This window comes from Streptomyces sp. NPDC054842 (assembly GCF_053611025.1).
The window spans coordinates 21,397-42,516 of record NZ_JBSGZN010000003.1; the positions used below are offsets into that span (position 1 = coordinate 21,397).

The window sequence follows — 21,120 nt, forward strand, 5'->3', positions numbered from 1 at the left end:
CTGTCCTCGTTCGCACCGAGTCGTCACGGATCCGCACCGCGTGCCACGGCCGACCTTGTCCACGCCCCCCACGGTCATCAGCGTCGGGCCTCACATAAATGTCACAGCCCGTCAGAATGCCCTTCACACCCCCGGCACCCGCGCCGCCCCGTTTCCCGCAGTTCCCGGGGCTCTCCGAGCCTTCGGGGTCCTCCGAGTACGCGGGGTCCTCAGGGCTCTCCGGGTTCTCCGGGTTCCTGGGGTTCTCGATGCAGGTGCCCTAGGCGGACCGCCTGTCGCAGCCGGGCCGCGCCGCCCGGCCGTGCACCTGGAGGTACAGCGTGCGCACGGACTCCGACGCACCCTCCTCGAAGCGCTTCACGACCTTGCCGAGCGGGTTCCACACCCGTCCGTCCGGCATCCGCACCCCGACCGGCTGCCCGAACAACTCCCGCTGCGCGGCGTCGAACTCGACCCACACCCCGCCGGCCCGGCGGACGAACACCTCACCCGTGTAGACGCCGAGGCCGAACAGCACGTCGTGCACACGCGCCCGCTCCGGCCCGCCCTTGCGGACCCCGTCCACGATGAAGTCGACGACCCGCAGGCTGTCCACGGAGTAGTCCAGAGGCAGCCGGTTGCGCGCCGTGGCCCGCCGCACGAACTCCGCCGCCTGCCACCGCATCCGCGCCTCGACCTCGCCCCGCTTCGCCACGAATTCCCCTCCCGTCCCGCACGTCTCCCGCGCCTCTTCCGCACGCCTCTGGCACACCCAGCGCACCAGGGCCGCGGAACGTCACTCCCCGGACTGCTGTGCGAGGCGCCGGAACAACCGTTTCCGGGCCGGTGGAGCGCCCGCGCGGGCAAGAGTGATGTAGCGCACACCTTCCGACGGTGATGTGCACCCGCTCCGGTGAGCTGAAATGGAGGGTCACCTGTGTGATGGGTGATCTTTATGTGAAGTTCATCTAGGGGTGGGGCATTTGAGTCGCCGTAAGACCCATGCGTACAAGCCGCTGAGCCTGAAGCGGAGGACATGGCTGACGCTCGGGGCCGTCGTACTGGGTGGGGCGGGAGTCGTGACGTACGCAGTCGCGAATCCCAGCGACGGTCCGGCCGGGGACGCCGCCCGCGGCAAGCGGCCCGTGAAGGTGCACGGACTCGCGCTGAAGAGCGGCGGCGCCGGCGCGCGCGAGCTGCCGAGGACCGGCACCGACACCTTCTCGCTGGTCGGTGTCTCGTGGACCGGCGCGAAGACCGAACTCGACGGAACCGCCCAGGTGCGCACCCGCGACAGCGCGACCGGACGGTGGACCGGCTGGCAGAGCCTCGACGTCGCCTTCCGGCCCGTCGACGGCGCCGAGCCGGGCGCGAAGGAGGCGCGCGGCGTCTCCCGGCCGCTCTGGGTCGGCCCGAGCGACGGGGTGCAGGCCCGGATCCTCGCCGCCGACGGCTCCACCGGCGCGAAGCTGCCCGCCGGACTCCAGGTCAACCTGGTCGACCCGGGCATGACCGCCGCCGAGGCCGGAACCGCGGGCGCGGAAACCGGCACCGGCACCGACCTGGCCGAGGGCACCGTCGACACGGCCGGCCTGAGCAACGCGGCCTTCGCCGAGAGCCCGACCGACCCGACCGACCCGGCCTCGCCCACCGACTCCGCGTCGCCCAGCGACTCCGCGGACCCGTCCGAGCCCGCGAGCCCGCCCGCGTCGGCCACCGCGTCCGAGTCCGAGTCGGCGCCGGAGTCCGGTTCCGCCTCGCCGAGCGCGACCCCGTCGCCCGCTCCCTCCCCGCGCCCCTCGACCGTCGTCCAGCCGATCGTCGTCCCCCGTTCCGCGTGGGGCGCGAACGAGTCGACGGTGGCGGACGCGCCGGAGTACGCCGACGAGATCGACGCCGTCTTCGTCCACCACACGGGCGGCACCAACGACTACAGCTGCGCCCAGTCGGCGTCCCTGGTGCGCGGCCTCATGGCGTACGACATCCAGGTCGGCAAGCGCAACGACCTCGGCTACAACTTCCTGGTCGACAAGTGCGGCCGGATCTTCGAGGGCCGCGCGGGCGGCATCGACCTGCCGGTGCGCGGTGAGCACACCTACGGCTTCAACGGCGCCTCGACGGGCGTCGCCGTCCTCGGTGACTTCGAGGGCGACGCGACCAGCACCCCGGCCAGGCCCGCCGGCAAGCCGTCCAGGGCCGCGGTGGAGGCCGTGGCGCGTCTCGCCGCCTGGAAGCTCGGCCAGTACGCCGGCGACCCGAGCGGCTCGGTCACCCTGACGGCCGACGCCGACACCGGCACGCACGCCGAGGGCACGCCGGTCACGGTCAAGACCATCGCCGGGCACAAGGACGTCGCGACGACCACCTCGCCCGGCAAGAACCTGTACGCCAAGCTCGCCGAGATCCGCCGTTACGCCGCCGGCCCCGGTCGCAACTCCGCGGCCCCGACCGCCGACTACACCGGCGACGGCGTCAGCGACCTGGTCGCCGCCACGGCCAAGGAGGGCAGCGGCTGGCTCACGCTGGTGCCCGGCGGGACCAACGGCCCCGTCTCCGCCGCGAAGTCCAAGCTCAACCAGGGCAGCGCCGGTGTCCCCGGCGCCGCCGAGTCCGGCGACCAGTGGGGCGCGGCCACCGCCTGGGGCGACATCAACGGCGACGGGGTCGCGGACCTCGCGATCGGCGCGCCCGGCGAGGACGACACCACGCACGCGGACCGCGGCGCGGTGACGATCCTCTACGGCCCCGAGTTCGACAGCGGCGCCGACACCATGGCGCTGGGCGACGACTACAACCCGAACGGCGCGCGGTTCGGGGCGACCGTCGCGGTCGGCGACTTCAACGCCGACGGCAAGGCGGACGTGTTCACCGCGGCCACCGGCACCGGCGGCAACTGGGCGGCCCGCTTCGGCGACGGCCACGAGGTCGCCGGCGACATCACCACCGTCACCGGCGCCCTGGCCTACGCGGACGCCGCGTCCGGCGACTTCAACCGGGACGGCTACGCGGACGTCGCCCTCAACTACCGGGACGCGTCCGGGACCGGCAAGGTCACCTGGTTCAAGGGCTCCAAGACGCTCGGCCTGTCGAAGGTGTCCACGCTCACCGTCAAGGGCGGCCGCTCCATCGCGGCGGGCGACGTGAACGGCAACGGCTACGACGACATCGTGGTCGGCCAGCCCTACACGGGCGAGTCCGGCGGCAACTCCGGCGGCCAGATCACCATGGTCCCCGGCACGTCGACCGGCTTCACCACGACCGGCCTGACGGCGGTCCACCAGTCCACCACCGGCGTGGAGGGCGCCTCCGAGTCGGGCGACGCCTTCGGCTCCTCGGTCTCGGTGGGCGACTTCAACGCCGACGGCTACGCGGACGTCCTCACCGGCGCCCCGAACGAGGACATCACCCGGGACACCAAGAACCGCTCCAACGCGGGCTCGGTGTGGCTGCTCAAGGGCACCTCCACGGGCGTCACGGGCGACGGCTCGGTGGCGCTCTCGCAGGACACGGAGGGCGTCCCCGGCTCCACGGAGACGGACGACAAGCTCGGCTCGGCGCTCTCTCTGACCGACGTCACGGGTGACGGCTACGCCGACCTCACCATCGGCGCGGAGGGCGAGGACACCGGCAACGGCACCCTGCTCCACGTGCCGGTCCCCGGCGGTGCCGCCGCGCCGGCCAAGTCCGCGTACTACGGGGTCACCCAGCTGAGCACGGCGACGGCCGCGCGACTGGGCCAGGTGCTCACCCCGTAACGCGGCACCATCGCCCGCGGACGACAGCGCGGCCGGGGCCCCGGCTCACCGGGGTCACGGCCGCGCTGTCGCGTCCCGGCACAGCAGCCGCAGCGAGCCCTCGCCCGCGTACGCGCGCCGGGCCTCGTCGATGGGGTCCCACAGCCGCCCGTCGGGCGTGCGGACCCAGTGGTCGCCGCCCGTCTCCCACCACTCGGCGCCGGTCTGCCGGACGACGACCTCGCCGGCGTACGCGCCGAATCCGCGCAGCGCGCTCTCCACGGCGGCGAACGGCGCCCCGTCCCGGCGAATCTCCTCGATCATCCGGTCGACGCGCCAGAGGCTCTGCGCCGAGTAGTCGAGCCGCAGCCGCGCGCCTTCGCGCATCGCCGCGACAGCGTCCGCCGCCCACCGCACGGGCTTCGTTGCGGACGAGGGCCTGGTTGCCTGCTGTGCCGTCACACTTCCAAGAGCGCGCCCGGAGCGGGAATCGTCACAGCGGACGCGCGGCGGCGGCGACACCGGCGCAGGATCACCGCACCGCCCTCACGTCCGCCCCGGGACGGTCACAGAACTCTCGCGGGCAACGAGGGTTCACAGCCGTCCACGCGCCCAGCCGCGGCACCACGGCGGACCGGGGGATGTCACACCCGCCGCCGGTCCGCCGCATCACCGCGGACCGGGGATCACACCCGTCCGCGCGCCCGCCGCGACACCACCGCGCGCAGCACGCGCCGCCCCTCCGTCGACACGTCCAGGGCGAGCCGCAGACCGCCGGCGCCGTGGTCCGCGAGGAGTTCGAGGACCGTGACCTGGCGCCGCAGTTCGGCCGCGACGAGCGGTGACATGCCGTCGGTGCGGCCCTCGCGGCGGGCGGTCACCGAGGAGGTGCCGTCGTCGCCCACGTCCAGCAGCCGGTGGATCTGGAGGGCCGCCACCGAGCACGCGTCGGCCCACTCCCGCACGGCCGGCCCGGTGGGCGGCGCGGGCGCGGCGTCGAGCATGCGGCGGGCGAGCAGGGCGGCCTCGTCCTCGTCGGTCAGCGCCGGGTCCGGACCACCGGGCCCCAGCTTCGAGCGGGCCTGCTCCAGCCGGTCCCGCCACCCCTCGCCGTCCACGAGACTCGCCCACAGCGGGCGCAGGATCTCGTCGTCACCGCCCAGCAGGGGCACGCAGCGATCCAAACAAGCCAGCCCGCTCGCCGCCAGGCCACGGTCGTCGGCCTGCGCGACCAGTTCCACCAGGCTCATCAACGCCTCCCTCGAAATCCCAAGAAGTCCCTCGACAGGGCGCCCTTTTCTTACGGAGCCCGCACTTCCCCTTACTGCGTGCGACGGGCCAGGAGTGTCACTGGAGCACCACCCCGGACCGGCCGAGTAACCGGAACGGGCGTTTTTCGGCCAGCGGAAGATCGGCGGGCAGGACGTCCCCGGCGGGCGGACGTTCCGCGCGGCCCACGGCGCGATGACCCCAGCAGCCCATCGGACGGTTCCCCCCCGGGTGTCGGTTCGGCTCGCGCCGAATACACCACACCCGGACGCCCGTACGCCAGGGGAACGGACGATCCGCGCGGGCCGGGTCCGGCGGCCGGCCCCTCAGAGAGCGGCGGGCGGCACGCCCTCGTGCGCCTTCCGGTCCTGCATACGGGTCAGCCGCAGGACGACCAGGACGGCGAGCACGGCGGCCACCAGCTGGACGAGGTCGGCGAACATCGTGGTCTCGACCCACGCCTGGATGCCGTCGGCCGTCTCGGCCTCCCGGGAGTCGGACTGGGCGACCCGGTCGGTCAGCAGGGTGAGCACCCAGCACGCCCACCAGCCGTTGACGAGCCCGCGCCCGCCCCGGTCGCCCACCGGACGGCTCGCGTCCCAGATGTCCGTCATGATCCGGCGTGAGATCCACAGGTTCACCAGCGGCAGGAACCAGCTCCAGCAGGTCCAGCCGCGCAACATGGTGTGCCCGTGCGGGTCGAAGATCTCGGCGTTGTCCCGCGCCCGCTGGAACCAGACGAGGAAGACGACGACCGTGGCGATCAGCAGGGCGGCCTGCACCCTTCCCGCCAGGGTGTACAGCGCGTCCGCGCGCGCGGCGGACTCCGGGAGACCGGTGTCGGTCGCGCCGGCGGCGACGCGGACCACGACGTCGCGCAGGGCGTACCCGGCGCCGAGCGCGAAGAGGTCGGCGGCGGCGACGAGGCCGAGCAGGACGGCCGTCGCCTGCCCGAGACCGACCGGCGAGCGCAGCAGGGGCCGCCCCTTCGGTGAGTGCAGGGACCTGACGCCCGACGGCCTGGGGGCGGGCGGCACGACGGGCGGGCCGCCCGGGGCCACGGACGGCGGTGTCACGGACGGCACGGGCGGCGACACGGATGACGGTGTCACGAGCGGGCCGGCCGACGTCGCGGGCGCCGGGTTGTGGCCGCACCGACCGCCGCGAGCGGCTCGGCCACCGCGGGCGCTGCGGCCGGGGCGCTCTCCTCCGCCGGTGCGGCCGGGGCGCTTCCCTCGGCCGGTGCGGTCGCCGCGCAGTCCGGGCAGAGGGTCCCGCCGGGGGGCGCGGCGGCATGGCGGCAGTGCGAGCAGAGCATGACGGAGTGGTCCCCCAGGGGCGCGGTGATCAGGAGCCGGGCGCGCCCTCTCCCCAGGACCGCTCCGGCAGGCGGACGTTACGGTCCGCCCGCCCCCGGCGTCCAGCGCGATCAGCGCAGGCTGTTCGCCAGCTTCTGGAAGTCCGGCCAGGACAGCGGCGGTTTGTCCGGGTCCCACAGCTTCTGGACCGTGGCCGCAAGGGGCATCCGGATCCCGGCGGCCACCTGCTCCGGCGTCTGCGCCTGCGAGCGGTCGCACCAGACCGCGAAGCTCCCGCCGAGGATCTGGCCGTCGTACTCGGCGGGCACCGGCGAGGTGCCGCGCAGGACGAGCGGGGTCCACTGCTCGTAGATGCGCTGCCCGGTCGGGTAGACGAAGGTCTGTGGCTGGCCGAGCACGTAGTAGAGGTACTCGTCGTTGTAGTTGATCACCTTGCGGCCGGCGCTCAGGTACTCGGCCGGCTGCCGGGCGCCGATCTCCTTGCCGGTCCAGTACGCGACCTGGATGTCGTCGTCCGCCTGGACCTTGCCCCCGTCGAAGAAGCCGTCGTTCCAGGCCCGCGCGGTCCGCTCGTGCCCGCGCACCACGTCCGCGCGGTCGTTGAGCCAGCCGGTGGCCAGGTCGGCGATGCCCGCGCCGGAGCCGAAGGAGTTCACGGCCGCGGTGGCCAGCTGGGGGAACGAGGCCGCCGGGTTCGACACGGTCAGGGCCTGGTACTCGTCGGCGCCGAGGTGCCAGTACGGGCCGGGGAAGAGGTCGGCGTACTCGTTCAGCAGGTCGTCGAGGAGGTCCGCGGACGCCTGCTTCGAGATGTCGATCGCGCCCCGCGTGGCCACGCCCTGCGTGTTGCGGAGCTGGAGGTCGGGGTGGGCGGCGATCACCGCGCCGAGGTGTCCGGGCGAGTCGATCTCGGGGACGACGGTGATGTGCCGGCTCGCCGCGAGCTTCAGGATGCGGCGGACCTCGGCCTTGGTGAGGTGCTCCTTGGAAACGATCTCCGGGTGGGTGTCCGACTCGATGCGGAAGCCCTGGTCGTCGGAGAAGTGCAGCCCCAGCTGGTTGAACTTGAGGTCGCCCAGCTCGCGTATCCGGTCCTCGATCCAGCCGGCGGTGAAGTGCTTGCGGGCCGTGTCGAGCATGAGCCCGCGCTGCGGCTTGGCGGGCCGGTCGCGGACGACGCCCTCGGCCGCCGTGCCGCCGCCGTGCACCTCCTGCTTGAGGGTGCGGGTGCCGTAGAACACGCCTGCCTGGCCGGGGGCCGCGACGGTGACCCGCCGGTTCCTGACCGTCAGGGTGTACGACTCCGGGTTCGCGCCCTCGTCGTCCGCGCCGTTCAGCGTGAGCCGGACGTCGCCGTCCTTCGCCGCGGTCTCTCCCGCGTACGACAGCTTCAGCTCACCGGCGAGCAGCCGCCCCTCGTCCTCCAGGCCGGCGTCGTCCACCACGACCCGGCCGCCCTCGGCGGGACGCCAGCCGGGGCCGCGCGCGGGGGTGTGCTCGCGGACGGCGGGAATCGTGCGGGGCGTCGTCGACAGGGCGTACGAGCGCGAGGGGGTGGGGGAGGCCGGGGCCCGGGACGCCGCCGAACCGCGCTCCGTGGGGGCGGCCGCCCCGGCGGGCCCGCCGTCGCCGGACGGCCAGAACGCGAAGGTCGCCGCGGTCGCGCCGGCCACCACCACGCCCGCCGCGGCCAGCACGCCGTTCCGGCCGGCCGGCCCGCGCCGCGCCCGGCCGTGCGCCCGCCGCCTGCCCCGGCTCACCGCGCCACGTCCCACGCCTCGGCCACCACGGTCCACTCCACGTCACCCACGCCTCTTACGCCTTCCTGGTGCAGCACGCGTACGGCTTCCTCGTACACCTCCTGTTACTCCTCCACGGTGAACCCAAGCCAACGTCTCCGCCTCCCCACCGTCCACCCGATGGAGCGAAACTCTCTCGTGCGGGTGAATTCGCGGCATCCTTCGGACAGGTCCTGATCGGGATCGATAACGTAGCGGCACATCTGTCACACCTTTCCCTGCCGACCCGCACGTGCCGTCCCCCGGGCGTCACCGTCCCATCGCCGAGGACCCACGCTGCCTTCGCACCGTCTCCCGCGCCTCCCCGGCCAGGTCGCCCTGCCCGAGCAGAAGGGTGCGACCCGGTCCCCGGTCCGCCTGGAGCCGTTCAACACGGCGCCGGCCGAGGCCGTCGAGCAGGCGCTGCTCACCTGCTGCCGCAGCCTCCGCTGGGCCAGACGCCTGTCCGAGCACCGGCCCTATCCGGACCTGGGCGCGCTGCTCGCCGCGGCCGACGAGGCGGCGTACGACCTGACCGCCGCCGACCTCACCGAGGCGCTGGCCGGCGAGCCGCTGACGGTCCTGGCCGAGGACGCCTACTCCGCCGCCCACACCGCGCTCCGCGCCGCGCACGCCGCGTACGAGAGCCGTTTCGGGCACGTCTTCGTGATCTGCCTGGACGACGTCGCCCCGGACGAGGCCCTCGACCAGGTCCTGGCCGGAATCCGCGCCCGGCTCGGCAACGACCCTGAGGAGGAGCGGGTCCTGGCGGCCGAGGAACTCCGGCGACTCGCCCGTGGCCGGATTGCGCGTCTTGTCCACACGTTCGAAGGCCCCGACGACCCAGGCACCCCAGGCGCCGCACGCCCGGAATCGGCCGATTCGGGCCGGCCTGATAGCCCGTACGTGCCTGTTTGATTGCCTGTTTGATCACACAGACGGGCCCGCTGTAAGCGTTCCGACAACTCGTCGCTACGATGGCCGGGGCCGGTGGACCGTACCCGGCCGGGCCCGTCCGACACAGAAGCCGGCGCGGCCCCAATCCCCGCTCCCGGAGGGTTCTTCCGTGCCGGCTGGAACGCTGTACCGCGGCCGGGAAGGAATGTGGTCCTGGGTGGCTCATCGAGTCACCGGCGTCCTCATCTTCTTCTTCCTGTTCGTACACGTCCTGGACACCGCTCTCGTCCGTGTCTCCCCCGAGGACTACGACAAGGTCGTGTCCACGTACAAGACCCCGATCGTCGCGCTGCTGGAGTACGGCCTCGTGGCCGCCATCCTCTTCCACGCGCTGAACGGCCTGCGGGTCATCGCCGTCGACTTCTGGTCGAAGGGCACCCGCTACCAGAAGCAGATGCTCTGGTCCGTCGTCGGTATCTGGGTCGTGCTGATGGCCGGGGCGCTCTACCCGGTCCTCGGTCACGCATTCCGCGAAGTATTCGGGAGCTGACGCCGATGTCCACTGAGACCACCACCTCCGGTATCGGGCCCGTCGAGGGTGCCTCGCTCTACAGCGTCGACAACCCGGCGCCCCTGATCGAGGCCCCGCGCAAGCGGACCCGGAAGACCCCGAAGTCGACCCGCGGCAACTTCGAGATGTACGGCTGGCTCTTCATGCGCCTGTCCGGCATCGTCCTGGTCGTCCTGGTCCTCGGCCACCTGCTCATCCAGCTCGTCCTCGACGGCGGCGTGTCCAAGATCGGTTTCGCCTTCGTGGCCGGCCGCTGGGCGTCCCCGTGGTGGCAGGCCTGGGACCTGGCCATGCTGTGGCTCGCCATGCTGCACGGCGCCAACGGCCTGCGCACGGTCATCAACGACTACGCCGAGCGCACCACCTCCCGGCTGTGGCTCAAGGGCCTGCTCTACACCGCCACGGTGTTCACCATCCTGCTGGGCACGCTGGTGATCTTCACCTTCGACCCGAACATCCGCTAGGCACGGGGCTGCGAGAATCATGAAGATCCACAAGTACGACACCGTCATCGTCGGCGCCGGCGGCGCCGGCATGCGCGCCGCCATCGAGGCGACGAAGCGCAGCCGCACCGCCGTCCTGACGAAGCTCTACCCCACCCGCTCCCACACGGGCGCCGCGCAGGGCGGCATGGCCGCCGCGCTGGCCAACGTGGAGGAGGACAACTGGGAGTGGCACACCTTCGACACGGTCAAGGGCGGTGACTACCTGGTCGACCAGGACGCCGCGGAGATCCTGGCGAAGGAGGCCATCGACTCGGTCCTCGACCTGGAGAAGATGGGCCTGCCGTTCAACCGCACCCCGGACGGCACCATCGACCAGCGCCGCTTCGGCGGCCACTCCCGCAACCACGGCGAGGCCCCGGTCCGCCGGTCCTGCTACGCCGCGGACCGCACCGGCCACATGATCCTCCAGACGCTGTACCAGAACTGCGTCAAGGAGGGCGTGGAGTTCTTCAACGAGTTCTACGTCCTGGACCAGCTGATCACCGAGGTCGACGGCGTCAAGCGCTCGGCCGGCGTGGTCGCGTACGAGCTGGCGACCGGCGAGATCCACGTCTTCCAGGCGAAGGCCGTGATCTACGCGTCCGGCGGCACCGGCAAGTTCTTCAAGGTCACGTCCAACGCGCACACGCTGACCGGTGACGGCCAGGCCGCCGTGTACCGGCGCGGGCTGCCGCTGGAGGACATGGAGTTCTTCCAGTTCCACCCGACCGGCATCTGGCGCATGGGCATCCTGCTGACGGAGGGCGCCCGCGGTGAGGGCGGCATCCTCCGCAACAAGGACGGCGAGCGCTTCATGGAGAAGTACGCGCCGGTCATGAAGGACCTCGCGTCCCGTGACGTCGTCTCGCGCTCCATCTACACGGAGATCCGTGAGGGCCGCGGCTGCGGTCCCGAGGGCGACCACGTCTACCTCGACCTCACGCACCTCCCGCCGGAGCAGCTCGACGCGAAGCTCCCGGACATCACGGAGTTCGCGCGGACCTACCTCGGCATCGAGCCCTACACGGACCCGATCCCGATCCAGCCCACCGCGCACTACGCCATGGGCGGCATCCCGACCAACGTCCAGGGCGAGGTCCTCGCGGACAACACCACGGTCGTCCCGGGCCTGTACGCCGCCGGTGAGGTCGCCTGCGTCTCGGTGCACGGCGCGAACCGCCTGGGCACCAACTCGCTGCTCGACATCAACGTGTTCGGCAAGCGCGCCGGCATCGCCGCCGCCGAGTACTCGGCCACGGCCGAGTACGTCGAGCTGCCCGAGGACCCGGCCTCGCTGGTCGTCTCCCAGGTGGAGCGGCTGCGCGGCTCCACGGGCACCGAGCGGGTCTCCGACATCCGCCGGGAACTCCAGGAGTGCATGGACGCCAACGTGATGGTGTTCCGCACCGAGCAGACGATCAAGACGGCGGTCGAGAAGATCGCGGAGCTGCGCGAGCGCTACCGGAACGTCTCGATCCAGGACAAGGGCAAGCGGTACAACACGGACCTGCTGGAGGCCGTCGAGCTGGGCAACCTGCTCGACCTGGCCGAGGTCATGGCCGTCTCCGCGCTCGCCCGCAAGGAGTCGCGCGGCGGTCACTACCGCGAGGACTACCCGAACCGCGACGACGTCAACTTCATGCGCCACACCATGGCGTACCGCGAGGTCGGCGACGACGGCACCGAGTCCATCCGTCTCGACTACAAGCCGGTCGTCCAGACCCGCTACCAGCCGATGGAGCGTAAGTACTGATGGCTACCCCGACCCTCGACAAGGCGGACAGCGCCGGCAAGCCCGAGGCGGGCTTCGCCGATTCCCCCTACATCACCGCCACCTTCCGGATCCGCCGGTACAACCCGGAGATCTCGGCCGAGGCGACCTGGGAAGACTTCCAGCTGGAGATCGACCCGAAGGAGCGTGTCCTCGACGCCCTCCACAAGATCAAGTGGGACCTCGACGGCACGCTGACGTTCCGCCGGTCCTGCGCGCACGGCATCTGCGGCTCGGACGCCATGCGGATCAACGGCAAGAACCGTCTCGCCTGCAAGACCCTGATCAAGGACATCAACCCCGAGAAGCCGATCACGGTCGAGGCCATCAAGGGCCTGACGGTGCTGAAGGACCTCGTGGTCGACATGGAGCCGTTCTTCCAGGCGTACCGCGACGTGATGCCCTTCCTCATCACCAAGGAGACGAACGAGCCGACGCGCGAGCGTCTGCAGTCCTCCGAGGACCGCGAGCGGTTCGACGACACCACGAAGTGCATCCTGTGCGCCGCGTGCACGTCCTCGTGCCCGGTGTTCTGGAACGACGGCCAGTACTTCGGTCCGGCCGCCATCGTGAACGCGCACCGCTTCATCTTCGACTCGCGTGACGACGCGGGCGAGCAGCGCCTGGAGATCCTCAACGACAAGGACGGTGTGTGGCGCTGCCGCACGACGTTCAACTGCACGGACGCCTGCCCGCGCGGTATCGAGGTCACCAAGGCGATCCAGGAAGTCAAGCGCGCGCTGATCACGCGCCGCATCTGACCTCCCGGCCGAGCCCGGCCGAAGGCCCCGTTCCCCTCCCGGGAGCGGGGCCTTCGGCGTACGGGGGCCCGCCTAGAGCTGGCTCAGGATCGCCGGGTCGGTGATCTTCGAGTCGTCGGCCAGCAGCACGGCCTTGCTCAGCACGACCGCCAGCGTCCGGTCGCCCTCGAACGGCAGGTAGCCGGAGCCGCCGGTGCCCGTCCTCGGGACGACGCACACGTACTGGTCGTTCGGGCTGCGCAGGACGTTGCCCGAGCCGAGATGGATCCTGTACTGGTGGCGGTCGCCCTCGACGTGCAGGAAGCGGCCCTGCAGCCGGCAGCGGTCCGCGATCGCCAGCCGGGGTATCAGGCGTTCGAGGAGCGCCCGGCGGGTCTCGGCGCTCTGGTTCAGCTCGCCGAAACCGTACGACGTCCAGTACTCGCGGAAGCGGCCGCCGGGGCCGCCGTCCTGCCAGGTCGGGTCGTTGCCGACGCTGGCGACGCCCACGAACAGGTCGACGTCGCGGAGGACCTCGGAGAGCACCAGGGGCGGAATGCCGTCGAGCGGCAGCGGCTCCACGGGGTCCTCGCCGTCGCGCAGCCACATGCGGTACTCGCCGCCGTAGCAGTGCGCCGAGTTCTCCGGGGCGCCGATCGGGTAGAAGCGCACCTGGTCGGTGCGCAGCCGCAGGTAGCTGCCCGACTCGGTGGTGTCGACGCCGTACTCCTCGCCCTCGCCCTCGATCCAGTACTCGGCGCGCAGCCCCCATTGGGGCAGCTCCCGGGTGGCGGGCGGCGCCTCGTCGTCCACGCACAGCCGCAGCTTGTCGCGCCAGCCGCGGACGGCGGCGAGGGAGTGGAACTGGTGCTGGCGCAGGATGTGGGCCGCGAACCGGTTCGAGTACGTGCCCGTGGCGCGCTCGGCGTCGGTGAGCAGGTACACCTCGCGGTGCGCCTGCTTGAACGGCTGGGTGACCTCGTGCCGCTCCAGCCAGTCCCGCCAGGCGACGACCTCGGCGGGATCGCGGTCCACGGGGTGCCACAGCTCGACGCGCCCGCCGGCGGTGACCGGGGTGTCGGTCAGGGTGCGCAGCTCCCCGGCGGCGAATCCGACGGGGGTGCCGTCGACGGTCCACAGGAGCCGGCGGGCGAGCGTGCCGACCAGGGGGTGGTCGAGGTAGCGCTCGCGCCAGGTGCCGTACGCCCAGACGCGGCGGGCGAGGAACTGCCGGTCGAGGCGCTCGCTCTGCGCCGACAGCATCTTGTCGATGTCCTTGACCGCGGCCTTCAGCTCCTTGAGCTCGTCGGCGTGGTCGCGCCGGACGGCCGCCGGGACGGTCTTCACCGGGGCGCCCGCGGCGTTGCGCCAGCTCAGCACGGCCCGGGTGCCCCGCACCCGGATCACCGCGGTGGCCTCGCCGAGGCGCAGCTCGGTGCCGCCGACCTCGGTGAGCCCGTACGCCGGGACGGCCAGTTCCTCGATCTCCTCCCGGGGCAGTCCGAGCGCGGCGGCCCGCGCCTCCAGGGCGCCGTCGATCAGCCTGGCGGTGTTCTTGTACGTCACCCTCGTGGCCAGCCGGGCCAGTTCGCCGAGGGCGGCCTCGCTCTCGACGCGGGCCAGGGCGACCACGCCGGCGTTGGCCACCTTGGGGTTGCGGGGGCCGAGGCCTGCGACCTTCTTCAGCGAGGTCTCGACGAGGGTGCCGAGGGTCCGTGCCGTCTCGGGGTGCGGCGGCAGCAGGGAGAGCAGCCAGGCGAGTCCGCGCAGGGCGTTGGCGTTGTACGGGTCGTAGGCGCTGTTGACGTGGGGCGCGTACGGCCCGCCGTCCAGCGGGAAGGTCCGGGGGCGGCCGACGAGCGCCAGCCAGGACAGTACGGCGGCGCGCACGCGGTCCGCGCCGAGGGCGTCGGTCAGGGTGCGGGCCCGCTTGTCCCACGTGGCGGTGGGCTTGGCGGCGGTGGCGGTCGCGGCGTGGGCGAGGAGGGCGTGCCAGGGCCCGTCCGGGCCGTCGTCGTGTCCCATGGCCCGCTCGGCCCATTCCTCGCCGACGTTGAGGACAGGCTCGGTGAGCCGTCCGGCCAGCTCCGTCAGGCCGGGGACGCGGTAGGCCTCCAGGGCGGAGCGGCGGTAGACGGCGACGACCGCCGGGGGCAGTGCGCGGCCGGCGGCCCGCTCGGCCTCGGCGAGGACGTCGAGACGGGAGCCGTACCCGACGGAGTGCTGCCGTCCGATCCGCTCCAGCTCCTTCAGCCGCTCCGTGGCGAGGGGGTCGCCGGGCAGGCCGCGTCGGACGACGCCGATCAGGGTGAGCAGGTTGCGGCGGGCGTCCGTCTCCTCGCCGAGCGAGTGGTACCGCTCGGTGAGGGCTCCGGCGAGGCGGACGCGGTCCTCCTGGGGCAGGTCGCCCAGGACGTCGGTGATCTCGGTCCAGAGCCCGCCCCAGTGCCCCCGGGCGGCGACGGCGGCTCTGAGCGCCTCGTCGGCCAGCTTCCCCATGTTCCCGTCGGCGGCGTGCGAGCGGGCGCGCTCCGCGATCGTCCTGGTCCCCACGGCGGTCAGCCCCCCACCAGTGCGACGAGCTTCAGGAAGGTCACCTCGGTGCCGGGCGCGAGGTCGATCTCCTCGTCGGGGCCGGTGACCTGGCGGTCCCCCACGAGCACCAGGAAGCCGTTGCCCGCGAACGCCTTCAGCGCCAGCGCCGTCTGCGCCTCGGGGTCCACCCGCCGGGGTGTGCGCAGCGCGTAGCCGTTCAGCACGCGCTCGGTGTCCTCGGGCTGCACCAGCCCCTGGAACACCCGCGGCCTGCGCGCGTTGTACTCGGCGACCTCCTGGAAGACCCGCCGCCGGATCAGCTCACCCACCGTGAGCCGCTCCTCGGCGATCTCGATCCCCCAGCCCGCACCGCGGTCCCCACTGGTCGTCTCGTCGACGATCGTCACCGTTGCCATGGGAAGGACAGTAGGCGGAGGGTCTGACAACGGGTCATCTGCCCGGCGTCCCCGCGGTCCGCCCGGCGCCCTCCCCTCAGCCCTCGTACACCTGTGCCACGCACAGCCCTTCGCGGTCCGCGAGGACGTACAGCTTCCAGAGGCCGTCCAGGGTCTCCCGCAGGTCGTCCAGGTAGCCCGCCGGGATTCCTCCGCGGAGGATGCCGGACAGCACTTCCGGGGCGCTCTGCATTACTTCGTGCACACTCACCGTAGAAAAGAAGCGGGCGATCCGCGCCACCTCTTCCGTCGGCAGGAAAGTGCAGACGGTTCCTGCACCGTCGTCCCCGAGAACGTTCTCCCCGGACACGGCGGCGAGGACTTCGTCCCCGGCGCCGGCACGGACGAGCAGCTGCTCCACTACGCCTGAGTCCTCGCCGAGGTCGCACAGTTCGGCAGCCTCTTCGGACTCGAGGGCGTAATAGCGGGACATCACGTGCGCGAACCCGCTGTCGACCTCCCGTGCGGGGAGGGGAAACAGCGAAACGTTCATCACTCAGCGCCTTTCGAACGGGTCGGGGTCAGAGGCTGGCCCCGGGGCGGCGCTCCTGACGGCCGCCCGCGAACTCCCGCTCACCCCCGCGGCGTCCTCCCGCTCGCCACATCAGGTGACCACCGGGTCGGGTTCCCCGGGAAAGTACGGATGCCGTTTTAGCCTGACGCCATGTCAGATGACGAGTCGTACGAGCTGCTCGGTTTCGACAATGTGGTGCTGCCCGTGGGGAGTCTCGGTGAGGCGGTGGGCTTCTACGAGCGGGCCGGGTTCCCCGTGGCCTTCCGGCTCGACGAGGCCGGGATCGCGCTGCTGAAGGTGGGCAAGGAGACCCCCGGGCTGCTGCTGCGCCTGGACGAGGAGCTGAGTCACCGCCAGCCGCCGTGGGCCACGCCCCGGGTGTGGCTGGAGGTGCGGGACGCGCGGGCCGCCGCCGACGCGCTCGCCGCGGCCGGCATCCAGCCCCTGGACGCCCCCTTCCCCGGGGCGACCGGGTGGACCGTGGAGATCGCCGACCCCTGGGGCAACGTCATCGGCTTCACCGACTACGGCAAGCGCCCCGAACTCGCGCGCGGCGGACAGCGGTAGGCGACACCCGGAGCGCGCGCACCGTACAGCCGCAGCCCGGCACCGACGGCGGCCCACTCCGAACTTGAACATGTTCAAAAGCAGGTCTACAGTCGTGCACGACAACGCTTTTGAACGCGTTCAACAAGGGGTGGGGACATGGATCTCACAGTCGTCGCGTACGTCATCTATCTGCTGGTCAGCGTCGCTCTGACCATCTGGGTGGCGCGCACGCTCAGCCACAACGGGCGGGTCTTCCTCGCCGACGTGCTGCACGGGAACGAGAAGCTCGCCGACGCGGTCAACCACCTGCTGGTGGTCGGCTTCTACCTGGTCAACCTGGGCTTCGTCGCCCTCTACCTGAACCAGGACGACGAGATCGCCGACGCCCGCGGCGTCTTCGAGGCCCTGTCGACCAAGCTCGGCGTGGTGCTGCTGGTCCTCGGGGTCATGCACCTGGGCAACGTGTTCGTCCTGAACAAGATCCGCCGCCGGGGCGTCATGGAGCGGGAGCAGCTCCCGCCCGTCGCGCCGCAGGGTTGGGTCGCTCCCCCGGCCGGGGTGTGAGCGGGATGACCCCGACGGCCACCGCCGCCGGCCGGGACCGGGACGCCTCGCGCGTCCCGGTCCGCGGGCTCACGGTCCTCTACGACGCCCGGTGCGGGCTGTGCTCGTTCGTGCGCGACTGGCTGGTGCGCCAGCCGCAGCTGGTGCCGCTGCGGCTGGTCCCCGCCGGCTCGGAGGAGGCGCGCCGCCGCCTCCCGGGCCTCGACCACCGGGCCACCCTCGACGAGATCACCGTCATCGGGGACACCGGCCAGCTCTACCGCGGCTCCGCCGCCTGGGTCGTCTGCCTCTGGGCGCTGCGCGACCACCGGCCGCTCGCCCACCGCCTCAGCACGCCGGCCGGGGCGCAGCTCGCCAAGGGCGCGATGCTCGCCGCCGCGAAGTGGCGCCGCACGCACCGCGGCGGGGCCGACAACTGGGGCGGCCGGGTCTACCACGGGAGCGACGGATGGGCGTACGACCCGAAGGACGGCTGGGTCTACACCCCGCCCGCCTGTGACGGCGACGCCTGCGCCACTCGTTAGGCTCTGTTCCCGTGCCAGCACCGAACGACAGCCCCGGTTCCGACGCGGCCCCCTCCCCCGGCGGGAGCCCCGCCAGGCGCTCCGCCCCGGGCCAGGACAAGAACCCGGCCAAGAGCGAGCAGACCCGTGCGCTGATCCTGGAGACGGCCCTGCGCCTGTTCCAGGAGCGCGGGTACGACAAGACGACCATGCGGGCCATCGCCAAGGAGGCCGGCGTCTCCGTCGGCAACGCCTACTACTACTTCGCCGGCAAGGAGCACCTGATCCAGGGCTTCTACGACCGGATCGGGGTCGAACACCAGGTGGCGGTCGGCCCCGTCCTGGAGCGGGAGAAGGACCTGGAGGCGCGGATCGCCGGGGTGCTGAAGGCGTGGCTGGACGTGGCCGAGCCGTACCACGAGTTCGCGGCGCAGTTCTTCAAGAACGCCGCCGACCCCGACAGCCCGCTCAGCCCCTTCTCCCCGGAGTCGCAGGGCCCGCGCGAGGCGGCCATCGCCATACACCGGCAGGTGCTCGCCGGTTCGAAGGCGAAGGTCCCCGAGGAGCTGCGGGAGGTGCTGCCGGAGCTGATGTGGCTCTCCCAGATGGGCCTCGTCCTGTACTGGGTCTTCGACCGCACGGAGGGACGCGAGCGCAGCTACCGGCTGGCCGAGCGCGGGGCACGGCTCACCGCGCGGGGCGTCTCGCTGGCCCGGTTCCGGGTGCTGCGCCCGCTCGTCCACGAGGTGCACGAGCTGTTCACGGACTTCCTGCCGGGGATGACCCGGGTGCTGCCGGACCCGGCGGCCAGGGGGAGGAAAACCCGGGACGCGGGCCGGCCGGACGACCCGGACGAGCCCCAGGTGACGTGAGCGGCGCACCGCCGGGCACGGGAGCGTGTGAGTCCCTGCCCGGCCGTGCGCCCGGCCTCAGTTCACCGCGTCGACCTCGTCCGACGAGGTCAGCTCCACGTCGTGCACCAGGGGTTCGCCGGTGACGACCACGTGGTGGGCACGGGAGCCGTGCGAGGCCGCGGTCGTTGCCAGCAGGTACGTCCCCGGCGACGGCACCGAGACGATGTAGGAGCCGTCGGCGAGCGAGTGCACGCGGTCCAGGCGGCGTCCGCCCTTGGAGAGCAGGGTGAGGACCGCGCCGTCGACCGGTTCGCCGTCGGCGTCGCGGACCAGGCCGTGGACGACCGTCGCCCCTCCCCCGCCGGCCGGCGGCTGCGGCTCGGCCTCCTCGCGGGGCTCGACCGCCAGATGCGGCAGCCGCTTGTCGAGCCCGGCCGGCAGCCACCAGTTCGAGCGGCCCAGCAGGTGCATCGCGGCCGGCACCAGGGCCGTACGGAGGATGAAGGCGTCCAGCGCGACGGCCGCCGCCAGTCCGATGCCCGCCATGGCGCCCTCCGTGTCGCCGCTCAGGACGAACGCGGAGAACACGCAGATCATGATCAGGGCCGCGCAGTTGATGACCCGGCTGGTCTCGGCGAGGCCGACGCGGACCGCGCGCGCGTTGTCGCCGGTGTGCACCCACTCCTCGTGCATCCGGCTGACCAGGAACACCTGGTAGTCCATCGAGAGGCCGAACAGGAGCGACAGCATGATCACCGGGAGGAAGGAGGTGATCGGGCCCTCCTTGCCGAAGCCGATGGCCTCCACCCCCCAGCCCCACTGGAAGACCGCGACCAGGACACCGAAGGACGCGGCCGCCGCGATCAGGTTCATCAGGGCGGCCGTCAGCGGGACGACCAGGGAGCGGAAGGCGACGAGCAGCAGCAGGAAGCCGAGCGCGATGATCGTCGCGACGAAGTACGGCAGCCGGTCCCCGGTCACGGACGCGAAGTCCTTGAAGACGGCCGTCACCCCGCCGACGTACGCCTCGGTCCCGGACTCGGGGATCACCTCGTCGCGCAGCTCGTCGATGAGCCGGTCCGTCTCCTCGGACTGCGGGGAGGTCTCCGGCACGACCTGGATGACGGTGATGCCCCGCGCGGGCGGCGCCGCGGCCACCTGCGCCACTCCCTCGGTCGCCTCGATCGCCGACACCAAACCGGAGGCGTCGCCGCGCTCCACGACGACCTGGAGGGGCCCGTTGAAGCCGGGCCCGAATCCCTCGGCGAGCAGGTCGTACGCCTGCCGGGTCGTCGTGGACTCCGGCTGGTTGCCCTGGTCGCTGGTGCCGAGGCGCAGCGACAGCACCGGGACCGCCAGCGCGGCCATCACCACGAGGGCCACCAGCGCCGTCGAGCGGGGGCGGCGCTGGACGTACGCCGACCAGCGGGCGGCGAGGCCGCTCGCCTCGTGCGACTCCGGTCCCGCCTCGGCGAGCCGGCGGCGCTGGCGGCGGCTGAGGACCTTCATCCCGAGCAGGCCGAGCAGCGCGGGCAGCAGGGTGACGGCCGCGAGCACGCTCAGGACGACCGTCAGCGAGGTCGCGATGACGACGCCGTCCAGGAAGCGCATGTTCATCACCAGCATGCCCGCGAGCGCGATGCAGACGGTGCCGCCCGCGAACAGCACCGCGCGCCCCGAGGTGTTGAGGGCGGTGACCGCCGCGTCCTCGGGGGAGGCACCGCGCAGGATGCCCCGCCGGTGCCGGGTCACGATGAACAGCGCGTAGTCGATACCGACGCCGAGGCCGATCAACGACCCGAGGAGCGGGGCGACTTCGGGTACGTCGGTGACATGGCTGAGCAGGGTCGTGGACATGAGTCCGGTGCCGACGCCCGCGATCGCGATGACGATCGGCAGCACCATCGCGAAGAGGGCGCCGAAGGCGAGGAAGAGGACCACGGCGGCGGCCGCGATGCCGACGACCTCGGCGAAACCGGTCGGCGGCTCCTGGATCCGGGTGATCGCCTGACCGCCCAACTCCACGCTCAGGCCCGCGCGTTCGGCGTTCTGAGCGCGGTCCACGACGTCCTGGACCAGCTCCTTGGGGACGGCGTTCGCCTGTTCCTCGAAGGTGACCCTGGCGTAGGCGATCTTCCCGTTCCCACTGATCTGCGCCGCGCCCTCGGGGCCCGCGTAGGGGCCGGCGACCTGGCCGACGCCCTCCATACGGCCGATCTCCGCGAGGGCGGGCTCGATCCGGGACCGTACGGACGCGTCCCGCACCGAGCCCTCGTCGACCTTCCAGACCACCGTGTCGGTGTCGCCCGAGCTCTCCGGGAAGGCCTTCTGCATCAGGTCGAACGCCCGCTTGGAGTCCGTGTCGGGGAGGGAGAAGACGTTCGAGTAGTCGGTACCGGCGGCCGATCCCGCCGCGCCCAGCCCGAACACGGCTCCCACCCACAGGAACAGGACCACCAGCCGGTGCCGATAGCACCACCGTGCCAATGTCGTCACGCTCTACGCTCCTTCATCGGGTCCCCCAGGTCCTGAGCCCCCAGGATCCCGGGGCGCGCGGTCCCGGCGACACGACACACGCATGACTCTCAAGGAACTCCAAAGCG

At 72.2% G+C, this 21,120-nt stretch carries 19 protein-coding genes; 10 read left to right on the plus strand and 9 right to left on the minus strand.

Annotated features, from left to right (window positions below; genetic code table 11):
* Nucleotides 1-259: 259 nt before the first annotated feature.
* On the minus strand, nucleotides 260-694 hold the full coding sequence (locus tag ACWGIS_RS03210; RefSeq protein ID WP_453360708.1) for a hypothetical protein: 435 nt from the start codon (nucleotides 692-694) through the stop codon (nucleotides 260-262).
* Between the two features lie 364 nt (nucleotides 695-1,058).
* Here ACWGIS_RS03210 and ACWGIS_RS03215 point away from each other — a divergent pair, with 364 nt between their 5' ends.
* A complete protein-coding gene (locus tag ACWGIS_RS03215) occupies nucleotides 1,059-3,734 on the plus strand; it encodes an FG-GAP-like repeat-containing protein (protein WP_453360709.1) in 2,676 nt (891 codons plus the stop codon).
* Between the two features lie 54 nt (nucleotides 3,735-3,788).
* Here the strand turns inward: ACWGIS_RS03215 and ACWGIS_RS03220 are convergent, their stop codons facing one another.
* The 4 genes from ACWGIS_RS03220 to ACWGIS_RS03235 all read right to left on the minus strand — a co-directional run bounded on the left by ACWGIS_RS03220 (nucleotide 3,789) and on the right by ACWGIS_RS03235 (nucleotide 7,980).
* Nucleotides 3,789-4,175 (minus strand): hypothetical protein, encoded by a 387-nt coding sequence (locus ACWGIS_RS03220; RefSeq protein ID WP_453360710.1) that lies wholly within the window; start codon nucleotides 4,173-4,175, stop codon nucleotides 3,789-3,791.
* Between the two features lie 224 nt (nucleotides 4,176-4,399).
* Nucleotides 4,400-4,963, minus strand: coding sequence for a hypothetical protein (locus tag ACWGIS_RS03225; RefSeq protein WP_453360711.1), 564 nt, complete (start codon nucleotides 4,961-4,963; stop codon nucleotides 4,400-4,402).
* Nucleotides 4,964-5,308: 345 nt separating this feature from the next.
* A complete protein-coding gene (locus ACWGIS_RS03230) occupies nucleotides 5,309-6,058 on the minus strand; it encodes a DUF4328 domain-containing protein (RefSeq protein ID WP_453360712.1) in 750 nt (249 codons plus the stop codon).
* A 353-nt stretch (nucleotides 6,059-6,411) separates the two neighbouring features.
* Nucleotides 6,412-7,980 (minus strand): family 20 glycosylhydrolase, encoded by a 1,569-nt coding sequence (locus ACWGIS_RS03235; RefSeq protein WP_453360888.1) that lies wholly within the window; start codon nucleotides 7,978-7,980, stop codon nucleotides 6,412-6,414.
* 396 nt (nucleotides 7,981-8,376) lie between these two features.
* Between ACWGIS_RS03235 and ACWGIS_RS03240 the strand changes: the two genes are divergently transcribed.
* The 5 genes from ACWGIS_RS03240 to ACWGIS_RS03260 all read left to right on the plus strand — a co-directional run bounded on the left by ACWGIS_RS03240 (nucleotide 8,377) and on the right by ACWGIS_RS03260 (nucleotide 12,564).
* Nucleotides 8,377-8,997, plus strand: a complete 621-nt coding sequence (locus tag ACWGIS_RS03240; protein WP_453360889.1) for a 2-oxo-4-hydroxy-4-carboxy-5-ureidoimidazoline decarboxylase — start codon at nucleotides 8,377-8,379, stop codon at nucleotides 8,995-8,997.
* 148 nt (nucleotides 8,998-9,145) lie between these two features.
* Nucleotides 9,146-9,526, plus strand: coding sequence for a succinate dehydrogenase, cytochrome b556 subunit (sdhC, locus tag ACWGIS_RS03245; RefSeq protein WP_453360713.1), 381 nt, complete (start codon nucleotides 9,146-9,148; stop codon nucleotides 9,524-9,526).
* 5 nt (nucleotides 9,527-9,531) lie between these two features.
* Nucleotides 9,532-10,011, plus strand: coding sequence for a succinate dehydrogenase hydrophobic membrane anchor subunit (locus ACWGIS_RS03250; protein ID WP_453360714.1), 480 nt, complete (start codon nucleotides 9,532-9,534; stop codon nucleotides 10,009-10,011).
* A 19-nt stretch (nucleotides 10,012-10,030) separates the two neighbouring features.
* Nucleotides 10,031-11,785: a succinate dehydrogenase flavoprotein subunit gene (gene sdhA, locus ACWGIS_RS03255; RefSeq protein WP_453360715.1), complete on the plus strand. Its 1,755-nt coding sequence runs from the start codon at nucleotides 10,031-10,033 to the stop codon at nucleotides 11,783-11,785.
* Nucleotides 11,785-12,564, plus strand: coding sequence for a succinate dehydrogenase iron-sulfur subunit (locus ACWGIS_RS03260; RefSeq protein ID WP_453360716.1), 780 nt, complete (start codon nucleotides 11,785-11,787; stop codon nucleotides 12,562-12,564). The genes sdhA and ACWGIS_RS03260 overlap by 1 nt, the downstream gene beginning before the upstream one ends.
* Before the next feature lie 72 nt (nucleotides 12,565-12,636).
* On the opposite strand, the gene ACWGIS_RS03265 is transcribed toward ACWGIS_RS03260, so the two are convergent.
* The 3 genes from ACWGIS_RS03265 to ACWGIS_RS03275 all read right to left on the minus strand — a co-directional run bounded on the left by ACWGIS_RS03265 (nucleotide 12,637) and on the right by ACWGIS_RS03275 (nucleotide 16,026).
* Nucleotides 12,637-15,042, minus strand: coding sequence for a DUF4132 domain-containing protein (locus tag ACWGIS_RS03265; RefSeq protein ID WP_453360890.1), 2,406 nt, complete (start codon nucleotides 15,040-15,042; stop codon nucleotides 12,637-12,639).
* A gap of 59 nt (nucleotides 15,043-15,101) precedes the next feature.
* Nucleotides 15,102-15,494 carry a hypothetical protein gene (locus ACWGIS_RS03270; protein WP_453360717.1) on the minus strand — a complete coding sequence of 131 codons (393 nt, stop codon included), beginning with the start codon at nucleotides 15,492-15,494 and terminating at the stop codon, nucleotides 15,102-15,104.
* Between the two features lie 76 nt (nucleotides 15,495-15,570).
* Nucleotides 15,571-16,026 carry a hypothetical protein gene (locus ACWGIS_RS03275; protein WP_453360718.1) on the minus strand — a complete coding sequence of 152 codons (456 nt, stop codon included), beginning with the start codon at nucleotides 16,024-16,026 and terminating at the stop codon, nucleotides 15,571-15,573.
* Nucleotides 16,027-16,197: 171 nt separating this feature from the next.
* Here ACWGIS_RS03275 and ACWGIS_RS03280 point away from each other — a divergent pair, with 171 nt between their 5' ends.
* From ACWGIS_RS03280 to ACWGIS_RS03295, 4 genes are all read left to right on the plus strand, one after another.
* Entirely contained in the window at nucleotides 16,198-16,614 is a 417-nt protein-coding gene (locus ACWGIS_RS03280; RefSeq protein ID WP_453360719.1) for a VOC family protein, read from the plus strand.
* Between the two features lie 138 nt (nucleotides 16,615-16,752).
* Nucleotides 16,753-17,160 (plus strand): hypothetical protein, encoded by a 408-nt coding sequence (locus ACWGIS_RS03285; RefSeq protein ID WP_453360720.1) that lies wholly within the window; start codon nucleotides 16,753-16,755, stop codon nucleotides 17,158-17,160.
* Between the two features lie 5 nt (nucleotides 17,161-17,165).
* A complete protein-coding gene (locus ACWGIS_RS03290) occupies nucleotides 17,166-17,684 on the plus strand; it encodes a thiol-disulfide oxidoreductase DCC family protein (RefSeq protein WP_453360721.1) in 519 nt (172 codons plus the stop codon).
* Between the two features lie 11 nt (nucleotides 17,685-17,695).
* Nucleotides 17,696-18,535: a TetR family transcriptional regulator gene (locus ACWGIS_RS03295; protein ID WP_453360722.1), complete on the plus strand. Its 840-nt coding sequence runs from the start codon at nucleotides 17,696-17,698 to the stop codon at nucleotides 18,533-18,535.
* A 57-nt stretch (nucleotides 18,536-18,592) separates the two neighbouring features.
* Here ACWGIS_RS03295 and ACWGIS_RS03300 read toward each other — a convergent pair whose 3' ends face one another.
* Nucleotides 18,593-21,004, minus strand: a complete 2,412-nt coding sequence (locus tag ACWGIS_RS03300) for an MMPL family transporter (protein ID WP_453360891.1) — start codon at nucleotides 21,002-21,004, stop codon at nucleotides 18,593-18,595.
* Between the last annotated feature and the right edge of the window lie 116 nt (nucleotides 21,005-21,120).